Annotated in this window: 12 protein-coding genes; 7 read left to right on the top strand and 5 right to left on the bottom strand. The window is 48.7% G+C overall.

Annotated features, from left to right (window positions below; genetic code table 11):
• Positions 1-123: 123 nt before the first annotated feature.
• Complete coding sequence (gene malE / locus ACSF8W_RS01440; protein ID WP_500844418.1) at positions 124-1,308, top strand: maltose/maltodextrin ABC transporter substrate-binding protein MalE; 1,185 nt, start codon at positions 124-126, stop codon at positions 1,306-1,308.
• A gap of 93 nt (positions 1,309-1,401) precedes the next feature.
• Positions 1,402-4,215 (top strand): amylo-alpha-1,6-glucosidase, encoded by a 2,814-nt coding sequence (locus ACSF8W_RS01435; protein WP_500844416.1) that lies wholly within the window; start codon positions 1,402-1,404, stop codon positions 4,213-4,215.
• A gap of 194 nt (positions 4,216-4,409) precedes the next feature.
• Here ACSF8W_RS01435 and ACSF8W_RS01430 read toward each other — a convergent pair whose 3' ends face one another.
• From ACSF8W_RS01430 to malK, 3 genes are all read right to left on the bottom strand, one after another.
• The gene (locus ACSF8W_RS01430) at positions 4,410-4,595 is read right to left on the bottom strand and encodes a hypothetical protein (protein ID WP_500844414.1); all 186 of its coding nucleotides are present in this window, start codon (positions 4,593-4,595) and stop codon (positions 4,410-4,412) included.
• Positions 4,596-4,737: 142 nt separating this feature from the next.
• Positions 4,738-5,673, bottom strand: a complete 936-nt coding sequence (locus ACSF8W_RS01425; RefSeq protein ID WP_500844412.1) for an alpha/beta hydrolase — start codon at positions 5,671-5,673, stop codon at positions 4,738-4,740.
• A 100-nt stretch (positions 5,674-5,773) separates the two neighbouring features.
• On the bottom strand, positions 5,774-6,883 hold the full coding sequence (gene malK, locus ACSF8W_RS01420) for a maltose/maltodextrin ABC transporter ATP-binding protein MalK (RefSeq protein ID WP_500844410.1): 1,110 nt from the start codon (positions 6,881-6,883) through the stop codon (positions 5,774-5,776).
• Between the two features lie 696 nt (positions 6,884-7,579).
• On the opposite strand from malK, the gene malE (ACSF8W_RS01415) reads away from it, so the two are divergent.
• The 3 genes from malE (ACSF8W_RS01415) (at position 7,580) to malG (ending at position 11,310) form a co-directional block, all read left to right on the top strand.
• Positions 7,580-8,761, top strand: coding sequence for a maltose/maltodextrin ABC transporter substrate-binding protein MalE (gene malE / locus ACSF8W_RS01415; protein ID WP_500844408.1), 1,182 nt, complete (start codon positions 7,580-7,582; stop codon positions 8,759-8,761).
• Positions 8,762-8,824: 63 nt separating this feature from the next.
• On the top strand, positions 8,825-10,408 hold the full coding sequence (gene malF / locus ACSF8W_RS01410) for a maltose ABC transporter permease MalF (protein ID WP_500844406.1): 1,584 nt from the start codon (positions 8,825-8,827) through the stop codon (positions 10,406-10,408).
• An 11-nt stretch (positions 10,409-10,419) separates the two neighbouring features.
• Positions 10,420-11,310 carry a maltose ABC transporter permease MalG gene (malG, locus tag ACSF8W_RS01405; RefSeq protein WP_500844404.1) on the top strand — a complete coding sequence of 297 codons (891 nt, stop codon included), beginning with the start codon at positions 10,420-10,422 and terminating at the stop codon, positions 11,308-11,310.
• 553 nt (positions 11,311-11,863) lie between these two features.
• Here malG and ACSF8W_RS01400 read toward each other — a convergent pair.
• Positions 11,864-12,439, bottom strand: a complete 576-nt coding sequence (locus ACSF8W_RS01400; protein WP_500844402.1) for a DUF1415 domain-containing protein — start codon at positions 12,437-12,439, stop codon at positions 11,864-11,866.
• 134 nt (positions 12,440-12,573) lie between these two features.
• Positions 12,574-14,592: an exoribonuclease II gene (locus ACSF8W_RS01395; RefSeq protein WP_500844400.1), complete on the bottom strand. Its 2,019-nt coding sequence runs from the start codon at positions 14,590-14,592 to the stop codon at positions 12,574-12,576.
• Between the two features lie 374 nt (positions 14,593-14,966).
• Here ACSF8W_RS01395 and ACSF8W_RS01390 point away from each other — a divergent pair, with 374 nt between their 5' ends.
• Both ACSF8W_RS01390 and ACSF8W_RS01385 read left to right on the top strand, forming a co-directional pair.
• Positions 14,967-16,664 (top strand): sensor domain-containing diguanylate cyclase, encoded by a 1,698-nt coding sequence (locus ACSF8W_RS01390; RefSeq protein WP_500844398.1) that lies wholly within the window; start codon positions 14,967-14,969, stop codon positions 16,662-16,664.
• Positions 16,665-16,919: 255 nt separating this feature from the next.
• Complete coding sequence (locus tag ACSF8W_RS01385; RefSeq protein ID WP_500844396.1) at positions 16,920-18,878, top strand: DEAD/DEAH box helicase; 1,959 nt, start codon at positions 16,920-16,922, stop codon at positions 18,876-18,878.
• Positions 18,879-19,038 lie beyond the last annotated feature (160 nt).

The raw sequence follows: 19,038 nt of genomic DNA, 5'->3' as shown, positions 1-19,038 counted from the left end.
AATTGTGCCCGCATTCACAAAATGATGGAAAACACAGGGGGGCGTAGGCGCAAGGAGGATGCTCATTCTGGGGGGTAGGAGGTACCTTGAGGGCATATAAACCAAGCACAATGGATGAATGGAATGAAGCGTATAACGAAAACTTTTGCTCTGTGTACCCTAACCGCAGCGATGGCTTTTCCAATGGCAGCATCGGCCATGCAGGAAGGCGAAATTCTGATTTGGATTAATGGTGATAAAGGCTACGAAGGTCTGGCGGAAGTGGGCCGTCAATTTGAAGCCGATACGGGTGTGGCGGTAACGGTTCAATACCCGGATTCATTGGAAGCCAAGTTCCAGCAAGTCGCGGCAACGGGCGGTGGTCCGGATGTGATTTTCTGGGCGCATGACCGCTTTGGGGGTTACGCGAAAGCCGGCCTACTAAAAGAAATCAAACCATCTGAAGAATTTAAAAACAAACTGGTCGATTTCAGCTGGGATGCGGTCACGTACGAAGGCAAATTAGTGGGTTACCCGATTGCGCTTGAATCTCCGTCTCTGATTTACAACAAAGACTTGTTGCCTGAGCCACCGAAAGCGTGGGAAGAGCTGTACGCGATTGAAAAAGCCATGGCAGCGAAAGGCAAGAAAGCCATCATGTGGGATGTAAAAAATGCTTACTTCACATGGCCGATGATTTCTGCGAACGGCGGTTATGCATTCAAGAAAACAGACACTGGTTTTGACGGCACACAAATTGGCCTGAATAACGCAGCAGGTGTTGCTGGTTTGTCATTCTTGGTGGATTTGGCCCAAAAAGGCGTCGTGAACCCAGACATGGATTACGCGGTTTCTGAAGCCGAGTTCAACAAAGGTAACGTGGCAATGACCATTAACGGTCCTTGGTCATGGGGTAACCTTGAAAAATCCAAGATCAACTACGGCGTTGCTGTTTTCCCAACCCTTAACGGCGGTAAATCCAACCCGTTTGTGGGTGTATTGAGTGCAGGTATTAACGCGGCGAGTCCGAACCAGGATTTGGTGGTGGAGTTTTTGGAAAACTACCTGATCACCGATGAAGGTCTGGCAAAAGTGAACGCTGATAAGCCATTGGGTGCGGTGACACTGAAGTCTTACCAGCAAGAGTTGTCAAAAGACAGCCGTATTGCGGCTTCAATGCAAAACGCAGAAAACGGCGAGATCATGCCGAATATTCCGGAAATGACGCCGTACTGGTTTGCTGAAGGGGCGGCGATTGAAAACGCCCTGTTAGGTCGTCAAACCGTGAAAGAAGCACTGGATACCGCGGTCACGCAGATCCGTAAGTAATTTTTTAGACAAAGTGATTGCGCAATCTTCGCCCGGAGATTGCGCATTTTTGTACGTGCAAAGTCAGTCACGACGTTTTGGGAAGGATAGGGTATGAGTCATATGGACGTAGCGCCATTTTCTGCGCAGTTATATGTAAAAGGCACATTCAATGGTTGGGGTGACGATACCCCGATGGCTTACGTTGGTAACGGCGTGTATCAGGCCGTGGTGTGTTTGTCTGCGGATGCACACAGTTTTAAAATCACCGATCAGCAAGGCACTGAAGATTTGTGTTTTGCAGCTGATCAATATAAAGCGGTGGATTGTTTCTTAGGTCAGGCGCAAGTCGTAGTTCCGGCAAAAGGGATCGGCAATGATTTGGTGTTTCATGCCCCTGAAACCGGTTTGTATACGGTCCAGTTAGCTGTCACCGATAATGCGTTACGCATGACGATCGACAAAGGCGGCGATAATGTGGAAGAAGCGGCTTCTCGCGCACTGGGATCATTCTCGTTTGATGTGACGGCGAACAAGCACGAATTGGTCGGTAAAGGTGGAGCTGTATTAGCGCCGAACACATTGTTTGAGCACGTGGCCATCACGCTTGAGAGCAGTGCGCCCTTTGTGTTTGGTGACAACGTAGACGGTTACTACGAAGGCAGTACCCATGCATTTGTTGCTGCGGGGAAATACCGTCATAAGCAAGGTTGGTACCTTGGCACATTTGCGACGTTTGTTGATGGCGTTGTGAATGCCAAACCCCAAGCGACACAGGCTCAGTTGTTCCCGTACGGTGTCACGCACACGTACGCCCAAGGCGGCAATAAGGTCGAAGATACCTTGATGCTATTTTCAGGCTTGCACAATGGCGAGCGTAATGCGGCCATCACGGTACGTGCCGATCAGCCTGCTTTGTTAGCGGTGGCGCCACAATTGAATTTGGCGATCAGTGCGTCTGAGGTGACGGCATTTGACAATGGTGTGGTGTACGCATTGGCGCCGGCATTGCGCCAAGCTGGTACCCCGTCTTTCATCGCGTTGGTGGCCGATACAGCGTTTGATTTTGAAGAAACTACGTTTGCTCAGACGCCCGCCCTGAAAGAGCAGGCGTTCTTCAGCGGCCATCACGTGAAGCCGGTGATCCGATCGAAGCAACCAACCACGGGCATGACGGTGTATCTGGCCTTTGCGGAAACCGCAGACGCGGCCATTGCACAAGCCAACCGTATGCTGGCAGGTGACGGTGTGACGGAACACCAGCAGAATGTGTATGACATGCTGACACACTCGTACCTGTGGACATCAGACATGGACTATAACCGTGCGCTGATGTGGGCCAAAGCCGCAGGCAAAGTGTTTGTTTCAAGCGAATATGGCAAAGGTATTTGGGCGGGCCTGCCGTGGTTTAAAGATTGCTGGGGCCGTGACTCTTTCATCGCCGTACCGGGTATCACGTTAGTGAACGGTGATTTCAATGATGCGAAGACGATCATTGATAACTTCGCTCAAATGCAGATGCAGGACCCGGCAGATATCAACTACGGCCGTATCCCGAACCGCGTGACTAGCAAGACCAATATGATTTACAACACCACCGACGGTACGCCGTGGATGGTACGTGAAGTGTGGGATTACTTACGTTACAGCGGTGATGCAGACTACGCCAAGTCGATTTATCCGGTGGTGCAGACCTACATTGATGGGATCGAAAAGCACTACTTGGATGCCTATGGCTTGATGACACACCGTGATCCTGACACCTGGATGGATGCCAAGCTGGAAGGGCGTTTACCGTGGTCTGCCCGTGGTGATCGTGCTAACGATATTCAGGCACTGTGGTACACCAGTTTGTTGGTGGCGGTGGAGCTGGCCAAACTGACGGGGGATGACGCCAATGCAGCCCGTTACCAAACCATGGCTGACAAGGTGAAAGCCAGTTTCCAGCTGATGTTCTGGGATACAGACAGCCAGTTGTTGGCAGACCGCCTGCATGCAGACAATCGCCGTGATCTGCAAGTGCGTACTAACCAGTTGATGACGCTGACGGTACCGTTTGATAATTCGCTGCTGGATAAAAACGTGGGTGCGAAGGTGGTGAAAAATGCCATCAGTGAGTTGCTGTTCCCATGGGGGATCACGTCCCTGTCTCAGCATGATCCGATTTTCCACCCTTATCACGCAAACCGTGAGGAATACCATAAGGATGCGGCGTACCATAACGGCACCATTTGGGGCTGGAATGCCGGTTTTGCCGTTTCAAGCTTGATTGAATACGGTTATGCCGATTTTGCTTACCAGTTAACGCAAAACTTGGCGGATCAAATTTTGCACATCGGTCACCGTGGCACCATGAGTGAAAACTTGGATGCCTTCTTAAATGAAAGCGGTCAAGTCACGACGTCCGGGACGTACGCACAGGCGTGGTCGGTGTCTGAATTTACCCGTAACGGTTACCAAGACTACATGGGCTTTAAGCCGAACCTACTCGATAATAAAGTGACGTTGGCACCGTGTTTACCAAGCTGCTGGCAGCAGGCACAAGCGACGTTGCGTTTCAGTGATAACAATGCGTTGCTGGTGGATGTGCAATGTGTTGATGGCCAACAGCAGTTTGCCTTGTCGGTCGCGACGGAGACATCGGTTAGCATCGAGTGCATCTTCATGGATACATTGAAAGCCAAGCACCGTGTCTCTATTGCTGCGAGCACGACACCGGTGATGGTGACGTTTGATCCTGAAACCGCGACTTGTCAGGTCAATGGTGAAGCCGTGTCGATGACTTGTGTTCAACCGAGTTTTGCACTGGACATTGGCGATCTGCACTTTGCGACCCCGGCCGTCGACAAATCGTTCCCAATGCTGAATGGCATGCACGTGTTGCAGCAGGATGTTGAGCAGGCAGGATTCGTTAACGCCGCGGATTAATGGGCGGACTAATGAGTGTTTATCCTCGTCGTGTCATGCGGCGAGGAAAAGTAAAAAGCGCTGAGTGATCAGCGCTTTTTTTATGGGTATTTGTTTTCAGGTATATGCTCGTTGTTAGAGTGACAGGGGAGGATAAAACATGTGGATATCGATTGCTGATAACGCCACGGTGCCCGGTGTCAGGGTATTGGTATCTACTGTTCATCATCCCAAAATATGCGCCCTTCTAAGGAATAGGGCTCTCGCTCATCAAGCATATTGAATTTCCCTCTGAGTCGATTCAGCTTTATTTCAAGTGATTTCGCTTCTTGGTAGTCCCCTTCTTGGTAAGCGAGGTAAATGCGTTGTTCGATATCCTCAATTCTGTCATGACTGCTCATGGCTGATCCTCCATTTCGCGGAATTTAGCCGAAATGTGTGACAAGACAAGTCGGTTGTCGCGCGCACTGATGAAGCCTGTCGCTCGTCAACACCCTCTGCTTGAGTGTAGAAAGAGATGCCCGAGTCTTCCATTCTTCCCGGTTAAGCTCTGCGTAAGACGCAGTGCTCGATGAAGGCCGGAAAGCGCCGTGCCCATGCACTTTCGCTGTGGATCCCGCCGGGGTCAACATTAAACCGGCACTGAACTTCGGGGCCAAAGGTATGCAGTTGCTTGGCGATATCAACCGCTAAATCATGATACAGGGCAGGGAAACCCGCATGACCGCTGCTTTCTTCAGTACCAATGTCCATGTACACCGTCAGTGGCCATTGTGTGAGGTACTCTCGCGATGTCGCGGCAATCAAGGTTTTCATGGCGGTTTCGGCAAACCAAAAGGCCGGCGAAAATACGCCCGCGCTGGCAAAAGTTTCAGGGTAGGTTAACAAGGCATACAGGCTGATCAAACCGCCCATGGAGCTGCCTGCGATGGTGGTGTGCTCACGCTGTGGCAGGGTGCGGTAATGCTGGTCAATGTACGGCTTGAGCGTCTCGATTATAAAACGGCAATAAGCGTTGCCGTCGCCGCCTTGTGGTACGGCGGCTTCTGGCCAATGGGCAAGAGTGGCTTGTGGTTCATAGGGCCACGGCGAGTATTCATCCCGCCGGCCAAATTGTTCACGCTCGGGGCTGCAATCCACCGCCACAATAATCGCTCCGGTAAAGTCGCTGCTATGTTGTAAGGCATCGAGATATTCCCCTGCTTGCCAGCTCATGCCTGAAATGCACAGTTGAGGTTCAAAGACATTTTGTCCGTCATGCATATAGAGCACAGGGTAGTGCCGTTGGGGGGCGTGTTCTTGGAGGGGCTGGGCGGTGAAATAGTCCACGGGCAGATAAATACGCACGGTACGGGTTGTATTGAGTTGCGGGATGACAAAGTCAGGGAGCACCACCATGCGGCGCGGGTCATACTGTTTTATACGGGGATCAAACGGTTCACGGCGAAGATCAATCTGTTTACCACGAGGATCACACATAGGGGGGCAGGCTCCATACAAAAAACGCGATAAATAAAGAAGCGATACAAAAAAAGCGCTGAATAGACAGCGCTTTAATGTAAGGGGGAAAAGGTGAGGCTTATACGCCAGGTTCTTGGTACAAGCGACGACACGCTTGCCCGTTGCTGTGGAACAAGTGACAACGATGTGCCGGAATGCCCACTTTGAATTTGTCGCCAGATTCGATATCCAAGGTATCAGGACGGCGGTAGATGAAGTCCGCATCCATGTGATCCAGATTGATGTAGGCTTGGGTTTCGTAACCCAGCTTTTCAACCACTTGAATGGTCCCTTCAATGCACGCATCGCCTTCGGCACAAGGTACAAGGTGTTCAGGGCGGATCCCCAACGACATACGCGCGCCTTTGGTGACTGTTGTGCCATCCACTGGGATCCAGAAGCTGTTGCCGTCAGCCAATTGCACCATCACGCGCTCATCTTCCACTTCTTCAATAAACACGCTCATGAAGTTCATTTTTGGTGAACCTATAAAGCCTGCGACAAAGCGGTTTTGTGGGTAGTGGTACAGCTCAAGCGGTTTACCTACTTGCGAAACATAGCCGCCATCGAGCACGACGATCTTCTGTGCCATGGTCATCGCTTCGACTTGATCGTGTGTCACGTAAATCATGGTGCAGCCGAGTTGCTTGTGCAGCTTGGCAATTTCGATGCGCATTTGCACACGCAGTGCCGCATCGAGGTTAGACAGTGGCTCATCAAGCAGAAAAACGTTTGGTTGCGAAACCAACGTACGGCCAATTGCCACACGTTGACGTTGGCCGCCAGACAGGGCTTTCGGCTTGCGTTCCAGTAAGTGACCCAGCTGAAGAATGTCAGCAGCATGATCAACACGGCGTTTGATTTCGCCTTTGTCAGCTTTGGCCAGTTTCATGCCGAAAGACATGTTATCAAATAGGTTAAGGTGGGGATAAAGGGCGTAGGACTGGAAGACCATACCGACACCACGCTCTGACGGAGGGACGTCATTCATACGCTTTTCACCGATGAACAAGTCGCCTGATGTGATGTCTTCTAGCCCTGCGATACAACGCAGAAGGGTTGATTTACCACAGCCTGATGGACCAACAAAAACGACGAACTCGCCTTCAGCAATATCGAGATCAACGTTTTTTGAAATCAGGTTATCTCCATATGCTTTACATACATTGCGTAAAGTAACACTCGTCATCGAGCCTATCCTCTAAGTTTGTTGTTGCCTGCAAGGCGCATGATATTCAAGCACGGCCTTGCGGGTAAAGAATTTTTGCTGGATTTCCAGTCATGCGTGATGCTTTTTAGGTAAGTGTGTCTGGGCTGTTATTATTCAGTAACGTCTGACTACGGCTTATTTACCGCTCAGTTACGGAGTGCGTAGAAAAAAAGGTAGCGCATGCATCGTGAACCGAATACCGCGCCACCTGACTCAACCTGCCTTATTTACTTCCCCGAAAATAAAACAGCACGATCATCTAAATGAAGTGGTTACTGTGAAAAACGCCAACTCGCCTAAGCCTGAGCATCTTCAACTACCCTGTTGGGCATAACGATAATATTACCGAGGAATAGGTTGTAAACATCCTCCTAACGCGAAATAAATTAGGGGGATGAGGGGGGGAGGAGTACTTAGATCACACTTTGTAGGTATAGAGGATGAACGTGATATTTATTATCCGTACTATGTGCGGCGTATCACAATCAAGCGTTGGAATTAGATCTGCATCACTATTGAACACGACGAAGATCACGGTTTTGTTGCTTGGTGGCCGGGGGCGTAGGGGGCAGGATGATGCCTTATACCTATGACTAATGGATTATAGACCATGCAAGTTGTGCTATAGCCGTATTCTGTCGCACGCATAGATAACAATCATGAAGGATGTTAAAAATGAAGAAAGTCCTCAGCACCGTCGCATTGTGCACCCTCGCTGTACTGGGTTCGCTCAATGCACATGCCGCCATTGAAGAAGGCCAACTGACCATCTGGATAAATGGTGATAAGGGGTATAACGGCTTAGCAGAAGTCGGGAAGCAGTTTGAAGCAGATACGGGTGTGAAAGTGACTGTGGCGTTTCCTGATAACTTAGCTGACCGCTTTCAACAAGTGGCTGCCGCAGGGGATGGCCCGGATATTGTTTTCTGGGGACACGATCGCTTCGGTGGCTATGCCAAATCGGGCCTTGTGACAGAGGTGCATCCAAGCCAAGAAATGAAAGCCAAAATCATTGATTTTGCTTGGAATGCTGTGACCTACGACGGTAAGTTGGTGGGTTATCCGATTGCGGTGGAAGCACTTTCTCTCATTTATAATAAAGACCTGGTTGCTAAACCGCCTAAAAATTGGGAAGACATTGCCGACCTGGACAAGCAACTCCAGAAAGACGGTAAAAAAGCCATTATGTGGAATGTGCGTGAGCCATTCTTCACATGGCCAATCATTACTGCCGACGGCGGCTATGCCTTTAAGTTCACCGCAGAGGGGTACGACGTGAAAGACGTTGGCCTGAATAATCGCGGTGCAAAAAATGGCATGCACTTTGTCAAATCGCTGGTGGATCAAAAGGTGATCTCTGCTGATATGGATTACAGCATCTCCGAAGCTGAATTTAATAAAGGCAATGTCGCATTGACCATCAATGGTCCATGGTCGTGGAATAATATTGATAAATCCGGCATTAATTACGGCGTCACGTTATTACCGAAATTAAACGGCAATCCTTCTAAGCCGTTTGTTGGGGTATTAACCGCTGGGATCAGTGCAGCCTCACCGAATAAAGATTTGGCGGTCGAATTTATTGAAAATTATTTGCTAACCAATGACGGATTGGAAAAAGTTGATGCAGACAAACCACTCGGTGCGGTCGCATTGAAATCTTTCCAGTCGGTATTGGACAGCGATGAGCGTATTGCCGCCACCATGGATAACGCCATGAACGGTGAAATTATGCCAAACGTGCCACAGATGACCGCATTTTGGTACGCGCAAGGTAATGCCATTCAAAATATTGTTGATGGTCGCCAGCGTGTCGAAGATGCACAAAATGGTGCGGCCGCCCACCTTTTAAAATAATTCCGTCTTGGGGAGAGGGATCTCTCCCTATTTTATTCCTCTTATTGCGAGCAAGGAGCTGAGATGCAGTCAGTTCAAGGCGAAGCGTTTTTGGATATCCCAAAAACTCGCCCAACCTTTAATTATCGTCAATGGCTGAAATGGTCATTATTAGGCATGATCGGTATCGTCAATGGCTACGCGACGGTGCTGATGTATGCACAAGGTGAAATTCCCTTCGCCTTGCTGACCGTTTTTCTCACCGCGTTAGCGCTGTATATTTTCGGGAGTAAGAAAACCTACGCGCACCGTTATATTTATCCGGGTGTTGCGGGGATGGTGGTCTTTGTTATCTTCCCGCTGATCTATACCGTTGGCCTTGCGTTTACCAACTACAGTGCTTCTAATCAGTTGTCGATGGAACGCACACAAAATGTGTTGCAGCAACGCACGTTTTTATCTGGCAAAAGTTACGGCTTTGATTTGTATCAGGTGAAAAATGGCCATCAGATCATCATCAAAGACGGCGGCACTTTGCTGGCTTCTTCCGTGCTTGATTTGTCTGCGCCGGTTAGCGATGAAGCGATGGCGTTGCGTGAAGTCAGCGCAGTAGAAGGCAAAAAAGCGACCATTAAAACCATTATTCAAAACCGTAGTGCATTAAGCCAAATGGAATTGTCAATGCCAAGTGGCGCCGACATTCGTATGAGCGGCCTGCGTAAGTTTGCTTCGGAATCCCCATTATTTACCCTGCAAGATGATGGTCAAACGTTGCTGAATAACCAAACTCAGCAATTGTTTAAGCCGAACATGGAAATTGGTTACTACCAACCTGTGGATGCGAACGGTCAGTTTGTCGATAAGCCCATTTCACCTGGGTTTGTCGTTGGCGTAGGCATGGCGAACTTTGAGCGCGTGCTGACAGATGACGGCATTAAAGAGCCGTTCATGGGCATCTTTGTCTGGACTGTGGTGTTTGCTTTCTTGGCGGTATCACTGACGTTGGCATTGGGCATGGTACTGGCGTGTATTGTGCAGTGGGAGCCTTTAAAGGGCAGCGGTATCTATCGTGTTCTTCTGATTTTGCCTTATGCGGTACCATCTTTCATCTCTATCTTGATTTTCAAAGGCTTGTTCAACCAAAGCTTCGGTGAAATCAACATGCTGCTGGATAGCTTGTTCGGTATTAAACCGTCATGGTTCTCTGATCCGATCACGGCACGTGTCATGGTGGTGATTGTGAACACGTGGTTGGGTTTCCCTTACATGATGATTCTGTGCATGGGCTTGTTGAAATCCATTCCTGATGACTTGTATGAAGCGTCAGCCATTGATGGCGCAGGGCCGATTCAGAACTTCTTCAAAATCACGGTGCCGATGTTGATTAAGCCGATGACGCCGCTGTTGATTGCCAGCTTTGCGTTTAACTTTAACAACTTCGTGATGATTCAGCTATTGACGACGGGTGGCCCTAACATGGTGGGTACGTCTGAGCCTGCGGGTTACACCGACTTGTTGGTGAGTTACACCTACCGTATTGCCTTTGAAGGGGGCGGTGGCCAAGACTTCGGCCTAGCCGGTGCGATTGCGACTGTGATCTTCATTCTGGTCAGCGGCATGGCATTGCTTAACCTGAAATTCACCAATACAAAGCTTGAGCAGGACTAAGGAGTAAAGTCATGCCAATGGTTCAATCGAAATCTTTAAAGTACAAGGTCTGGGCGACGCACATTGCATTGTGTGTGTTTGTAACGGCAATGATTCTGCCTTTGTTGATGGTGATTGCGATTTCGCTGCGTGAAGGTAACTTCGCCAGTGGTGAGTTAATCCCAAGTAATCCGACATTGGATCACTGGCGTTTGGCGCTGGGGATGTCTGTCACCAACAGTGATGGCAGTGTGACGCCTCCGCCTTTCCCTGTCTTGTTGTGGCTATGGAATACAGTAAAAGTGGCGGGGATCACCTCGGTGATTATTGTTGCGCTATCCACCACCAGTGCTTACGCGTTTGCACGTATGCGTTTTAAAGGTAAAAGCACCATCTTGAAAGGGATGATGATTTTCCAGATGTTCCCGGCGGTATTGGGTCTGGTTGCGTTGTACGCTGTGTTTGACCGTTTAGGCCAGTACATCCCGTTCTTGGGGTTAAATACGCACGGCGGGTTAATCTTCTCCTACTTAGGGGGTATTGCGCTGCACGTATGGACCATTAAAGGCTACTTTGAAACGATTGATAATTCGTTAGAAGAAGCGGCGGCATTGGATGGGGCAACACCATGGCAAGCTTTCCGTTTGGTCTTATTGCCATTGTCAGTGCCAATTCTTGCTGTTGTGTTCATTCTGTCATTCATTGGTGTGGTGACAGAAGTGCCCGTGGCCTCCTTGCTGTTGACGGATGTGAATAATTACACCCTCGCCGTAGGTATGCAGCAATACTTATATCCGCAGAACTATTTGTGGGGTGATTTTGCCGCGGCGGCGGTATTATCCGCCATTCCAATTACCACGGTATTTTTGCTAGCTCAAAAATTCTTGGTGGGCGGCCTGACCTCTGGCGGTGTGAAAGGCTAATAATGACACCTTGATGTCTGTTATTGATAAAAAGTAAAAGAGCCCATGGAGAGTGGGCTCTTTTTTTTAATGCAAAAAAAAATTTTAAGCACTCGCATATTCACATGATGTAAATGCAAAGGCACAGGAAGTTAAAAACATGACGGTATGCAACTGATTGTTAATGTAAGGTTATTCAAGGTGGAAATGAGAGCGATTCAGGATGGAAGGGGAAAGTACGTGCTTTATTTATATTGAACAGTGATTTTTATAACAAATAAACATTAAATGAAATAAATTATTTTAATTCTTCTGTTTGGTATACACTAAGAATATAATACTTACTGAGTATTAAAATGTTCAAAATAATAGACATATGCCTGCCTTTTCACTTGGGCAGTTGACTCTCGAGTTTAGCGCTTAACGTTGGTTTGGCCGCCGATCTGTTAAACATCACTAAGCTCACTATATTGGCGTTGCTGCATAGCTGGCTTATTCTTCATCCTATTGAAGGTAAGTTTTAGTAACCAAACCCGAACGGTATGTTCGGGTTTTTTTATGTCTGTCGTTGGCGTTATTTGGATGTTGTCAGGAACGGAAATAACCGTTTGATGTCTTCTGCTGACAAGGCTTCGACACAGGCAATATTGCGTTCTGGGATCCCTTCAGGGTCAGGATAATGCTTCAATACCTTTTCCATGCTGGCTTCGCGGATCAAATGGAAGATCGGGTAGGGTGCACGGTTAGTGAGGTTTTCTGCATCATCAGGCTGGGTGCCATAAAAACAGTAATGCGGGTGGAAGCTGGCAACTTGGTAAGTGCCGTCATAGCCACATTGGAAGATTAGCGCATCAATCAAATCCAAGAACTGGTTGTAGTCATCGAAGTCCTGGAACAGGTTAGGGGCAACGACCAAGGTGGTTTCCAGTTGTTCAACGGGCGTCTCGTCCAAACGCTTGAGTTGTTGGTAAATCGCTTCAAGTAGCACGTCTTCCGCGGCGGTATCATCGACGTAGATGTCGATTTGCTTATTGCGGTTCGGTTTAGCGGCAAATGGACACAAGTTCAGACCGATAACAACGGCTTCTAGCCATTGTTGTACGTCTTGCTCGATAGGGCAGAGGGTATTTTTCGGGGTAGATTCTGACATAGCTGACTTATCTGTAATTATTGACCGTCACGGTCTTTATGGTTGCCCTGCGTGTTGAGGACGCAGGGGGGAAACAGGCGTAAAAAAAGGGCCTGCATGTGCAGACCCTTAGGATTATATCTTAAATCGCGTTATTACGCTTTTACGGGTTCATCCGTTGCTGTTGCGTTGTCAGCCGGTGCTTCTGTGGCCAAGTCCGGAAATTGTTTTACCGGTTTTGCCACAAGCTGACGTGTCGCAGTGCGCACTTCGGCGAGCGTCACTTCAAACTGATCGCCCAGCTGGTATTCTTTGACTTTATCAATGTTGATAATGCCCAGTTCACCGCTGCACTCAATGCGCGTTTTATTATCCACAATCAGTGGTGCAGGAATAAAGGCAGCAGCGCCATTTTCCAGCAGGCGAACACGCATACCTGCGCGGTTAATGTCGAAGATTTCTGCTGTAAAGACAGTCGCTTCTTTCACCGCATTTTTAAGCAAACGTACGTACAACCAATCCGCCACGTCACGCTCAGCCATACGGTGGCTACGACGGTGCAGCGCAATTTCGTCGCCGACGGTGTCATCCGGTGTTTGCGTTGGTTCTTGACCTGAGATCAAAGCCTTTAGCAAACGGTGGTTGATCATGTCGCCGTATTTACGGATTGGTGACGTCCACGTTGCGTAAGCATCCAGACCCATTGCGTAATGCGGCGCAGGCGTATTACCCACTTCGCTGTACGCTTGGAACTTGCGTAGGCGGTTATCAAGGTACGGTGAGTCTTGATCGTTTAACCAGCGGCGTAGGGCACTGAAGCCTTCCAGCGTGACCAATTGCTCTTTTTCAAACGGAGCGTCAGCGTTAGTCAGGAACTCCATCGCGGTATCCAGTTTTTCTGGATTGAAACCGTTGTGGTAGTTAAAGACACCCAGACCGAATTTGTCACGCAGTGCACGACCGGCACAGATGTTTGCCGTGATCATGGCTTCTTCGATCATGCGGTTCGCAGTACGGCGAGGGTCAGTGTGAATCGCCACTACGTCGTTGTCTTCGCTCAATTCAAAGCGGTAGTCTGGACGATCTGGGAATACCACGGCGTTACTTGCACGCCATGCACTGCGCGCATTCGCAAATTTGTGCAGTGCGCGAATTTGTTCTTCGATGACGGCGTTTGGTGCCCAACCTTCACATTCGCCGTTTTCCAATAGATCAGACACGTTGTCGTACGATAGACGACCTTGTGATTTGATCCATGCAGCGAAGAAATGAATATCATCTTGAATGACGCCATCAGCATCAACAGTCACACGACAACAAATCGTTGGACGCTTTTCATCTTCAAGCAGTGAACACAGCTCATCACTCAGCTCGCGTGGCAACATCGGAATGTTACGACCCGGCAAGTAAATGGTGAAACCGCGCTGACGTGCTTCGTCATCCATCTTATCGCCCACGGCGATGTAAGAGGTTGGGTCAGCAATCGCAATCGTGATTTCGAAGCTGCCGTCTTCTTTAACGACGGTGTAAAGTGCGTCATCCATGTCTTTGGTGGATTCACCATCGATAGTGATGAATGGCACATCTGTCAGGTCTTGACGCTCAAGGCCTTCGTCCAGCATTGACCAGCTGGCTTGTGGCGCAGGCTCTGCATTGGGCAGATCATGACGGGCTAGGGTAACCCACCATGGTGCAATTTTGTCGTTGCTGTCGGTGATTTTTTCTTTGATATCACAGAAGAACGTTTTGTTATCGCCAACTAAAGGGTGACGCGTCAGCATCGCCACTACCCAGTCGCCTTCTTTCAGCAATTCTGGGTTCAAGCCTTTGACAGGGCGTGCCTTAATAGCCTCTTTTAACTGTGGGTGATCCGGCACGACGTGCAGACGATCGCGGATCATTTTCACGCGACCAATAAAGCGATTGAGGTTTTGCTCAATCAACTCTTGCGGTTCAGCCACTTCACGCTCTTTTTCTGTACGAATAACGGCCATAACACGGTCACCGTGCATGACATTTTTCATATAGTTAGGCGGAATGAAAACGCTGTCTTTGTTGTCAATTTCCAGAAAACCAAAACCGCGATCAGTGGCCTTGATGGTGCCTTCTTTTTTAGGAAGGGTTTCCTGAATCTGTTTTTTAAGCTGTGCTAGTAGAGGATTATCTTGAAACATTATGCCCGGTCTCAGGTTGTTAACTCGGACACTATAAAGTTTTCAGCCAGCAAAACCAAGTTTAACCCGACCGAGAACGTCCGATAAGGAAGATGTAAAAATAAAGTGTACATAATAAACGAGACAAAACTATGAAATCAGATGCCGTTCATCGCGTTTATTGATGAAGATTGCGGAAACCTATAACCGTGATCAAAAAATAGACGTCCGCCTTTTCCCTTCTGTGCCAGAATCCTTTATAAAACATCCTCCTGTGAGTGAAACAAAACGAGAGCAATTGTGCAGTTGCTCATCATACAGACAAGGAACTGCTGGCTGTTTATCGCTTTGCCTTAAACTCGGTGGGATAAGTGTCGATTTGGCGGAATATGGATATGGAAAAGCGTGAGGCACTCTCACTATTGGCAAATCAATTGGCGAGACAAGCGAAGATGGAGCATTGGTGCTTTTGCTTGCTCTCAACATTGAACCAATCATTACAGTTAGACACGATCACGTTTGTGGTTGATCAAGGGGGAGAAAGCCATGCGATGGCGTGTTGGGTGAAGGGGGCGTTCCGCTATTATCCTACCCCCATTCCTCTGCACGCGTTCACCGATGTACCCCTTGTTTATTTTGCGCAAGATAAACAGGATGAGCACACCGTACAGAAAGTGGATAATCAGGACTATGCGGCTATTTGGGATAAAGACGAACGGCCAATAACTCGCTTTGTTATGCCTATTCGTACCCATTTTCGTTCGGTGGGCTACCTGTATGCTGAAACCATACAGCCCAAATACCTTGAAGCACAGCAACGGGTGCTTGAGTCTTTGTTAGTACTGATTGCTTCTGACCTTAGTGCACGTTTGCTGCAAGATGAAGTCTTGGCTCACCATATTTCCCGCCGCAGTGTCGAGGCTGAACTCGAAGTCAGAAACCATTCTATTACGCATTATCTGTCGCTGTTGAAAAACCTGCACGATGTGACATTAACTCTATCTAAAGCGAGCAGCCTAGATCAGCTCTATCATGATGCTGTTGTGCTTGCCCGCCAGTATTTAGCCATTGACCGAATGGCAATATTTTTGACGGACTTTGATAAAAATGAAATGCGAGGCACATTTGGGACTGACCCTGATGGTAATTTGGTTTCTCGCGCCAATTTTACCAGCGCCATTCCTGATCACCCGTTAGTGAATGAAGCATTAAGCCGCAAAGATCACGTGGTGGTTAAAGAGAATGCCCCGCTGTATTTCGGTACGACGCAGGTCGGGGTGGGGTGGAACGCCATGATCGCGATGTGGAACGGTGATAACTGTATCGGTTGGGTGGCTGCCGATAACTTGATTAACCAACGTATATTGACAGAACACCAAAAAGAAATTTTGAAGTTGTTTGGTGCCGCATTAGGGCAGCAAATTGTGATCCGCCGTAATCACGAGATGTTGCAGCAGTTGAATTTAGAGTTGGAAGAGCGGGTGAATGAACGCACCCAAGCCATAAAATTGGCAAACAAAGCGTTAGAAGAAGCCAATAAACAATTAGAATTATGGTCCATGCAAGATGGCTTAACCGGTATTGCCAATCGCCGTTTTTTCGATCTTTCTTTACGGCGTTATTGGGAATTGGCCGCCGAACAAGGCAACGCACTGCATTTGGTGATGATTGATGTGGACCATTTTAAGCGCTTCAATGATGAATATGGGCATATTGAAGGGGACACGTGCTTAAAGCGTATTGCTAATGCATTAGATGTGATCATGAAACCCTACCCGAACGCGATTGTGAGCCGATACGGGGGAGAGGAGTTCACGTGCTTAATGCCGTCGCTGTCAGTGAGTGAGGTCAATATCCTCTGCGAGCGGATTATTAAAACGATTACCGCGTTGAATATTCCTCACCGTCAAAGTGAGTTCGGTATTGTCACCGTCAGTGTGGGCGTGTGCAGCTGCATACCGAAATGTGGGGATGAGGCGATGTGTATACTTGATGGTGCGGATAAAGCGCTATATCAAGCGAAAAAAGCCGGTCGCAATCAGTTGTACCCATATAAATGCGTGCTTCAGCATGCTAAATGTGAGGTAAATTGAGGCAAGTGCCGTTAAGGAAATCACAGATTTAGGATGTAACAGGCAGAGAATAGCTGTGGCGTTGTTCGCATTGTATAAATAATAGGTTATTGACAGTTATTTTGTGACGTTGCTCAATTTTTTCTGGCTTTTTATCGAGTAATGGCAGACAATGCGCGCCTCAAATCGTCGAGGCCCATGCTTGTGGTTGCTGTTGCAGAACCGTTTAAAGCCGAAGGGGCCCCGTTTTTAGTTAGATTATATATTGGGATCCCAATGCTAGAATCTGTTACAGAATTTCGTCAGCTAGAACTGGCTGACACGCTACTATCCGCACTTGACTCAATGGGCTTCGTTGCGCCTACCCCTATCCAGGCGGCGTCAATTCCACTTCTATTGACTGGTACTGATGCACTTGGTAAAGCGCAGACAGGTACTGGTAAAACAGCAGCATTCTCTCTACCGCTACTGAACAAACTGAACATCAACCAGCACAAACCACAAGCAATCGTTATGGCGCCAACGCGTGAACTAGCGATTCAGGTAGCGGCTGAAATCAAAGTACTTGGTCAGAACATCAAAGGCCTTAAAGTACTTGAGATCTACGGTGGTGCTTCTATCGTTGATCAGATGCGTGCACTTAAGAACGGTGCTCACATCGTTGTTGGTACACCTGGCCGTGTTAAAGACCTTATCACTCGTGACCGTCTACACCTTGATGAAGTACTGACTTTCGTACTTGATGAAGCTGACGAAATGTTGAAGATGGGCTTTGTTGACGACGTAACTTGGATCATGGAACAGGCTCCAGAATCTGCTCAGCGCGTTCTGTTCTCTGCAACTATGCCTCCAATCGTTAAAGAAATCGTTGACCGTTTCCTACGTACACCAGCACGCATCGACGTTGCAGGTGAAAACCGTACTGTATCTCAAGTTGAGCAGCAGTTCTGGGTTGTTAAAGGCGTAGAGAAAGACGAAGCAATGATGCGTCTTCTTGAAACTGAAGAAACAGATGCATCAATCGTATTCGTACGTACACGTCAAGATACCGAGCGTCTAGCTGATTGGTTGTCTTCTCGTGGCTTCAAAGCTGCTGCACTTCACGGTGATATTCCTCAGTCTCTACGTGAGCGTACTGTTGATCATATCAAACGTGGCGTTATCGACATCCTAGTTGCAACTGACGTTGTGGCACGTGGCCTTGATGTTCCACGTATTACACACGTATTCAACTACGATATCCCGTTCGATGTAGAATCATACATCCACCGTATCGGCCGTACAGGTCGTGCAGGTCGTAACGGTAAAGCGATCCTATTGGTTCGTACTAACCAAATCCGTATGCTTCGCACTATCGAGCGTGTAACTAAATCACGCATGGAAGAAATTCAACTTCCGCTACGTGACGCCGTTGCTGAAGCACGTCTGAACCGTCTAGGTCTTGAGCTTGCTGCTCAGAAAGACGAGTCAAGCGTAGAAGCGTTTGTTGAGCTTGTTGAAAAGCTTCAAGAAACTATCGAAGTTGACGCTACAACACTTGCTGCAATGCTACTTCAACGCCAGCAAGGCAGCCGTCCTTTGTTCTACAAAGGTCCAGATCCAATGGTTGCTGCGATTGAGCGTGAAGCACAGCGTCGTGACCGTCGTGGTAGCGATCGCGGTGAACGTGGTGAGCGTGGCGGCGAGCGTCGTGAGCGCGGTGAGCGTGGCGAACGTCGCACTTACAACAACGCTGACTGGGATACGTACCAGCTACAGGTTGGCCGTGAGCAAGGCGTTCAGGTTAAAGACATCGTTGGCGCAATCGCAAACGAACTTGGCCTAAGCAAAGAGTTCATCGGTGCAATCAAACTGGCTCCTGAGCACACTTACGTTCAGCTTCCTAAGAAGATGACTGCTGAAGTTGCAGCGCAACTGAAGAAACTGCGTATCCGTCAGAACGACGTGAAAGCTGTTGTTGTTGAAGGTGAAGTGCTACGTGAACACCGTGGCGGCAGCCGCGATGGTAACCGTGGCGGCAACCGCGATGGTAACCGTGACGGCAACCGTGGTGGCTACCGTGGTAACCGCGATGGCAACCGTGAAGGTGGCAATGGCCGTGGTAATGGTGAACGTCGTTTCGACCGTAACCGTGGCGGCGACAACCGTGGTAGCTTCCGTGGCGAACGTAACCACAGCAACGCAAACGCAAGCGGCGCACCTCGCCGTGACCGTAAGCCTCGCAACGAAGATTAATCCTTCGTAACGCATACAGAAATCCAGCCTTAGGGCTGGATTTTTTTTGCCTGTAATTTGTGACGGGTGTTGATTGGTTGATTGATTGGTTGATTGGCGTCGGTTTGTGGTTCGGCAGTGCCCGATCGAGGGTGATAAACCGCAGGGTTTGATTCTGGGG

Source organism: Photobacterium sp. 270122K, from assembly GCF_059941365.1.
This window is presented reverse-complemented; position numbering and strand designations above follow the sequence as displayed.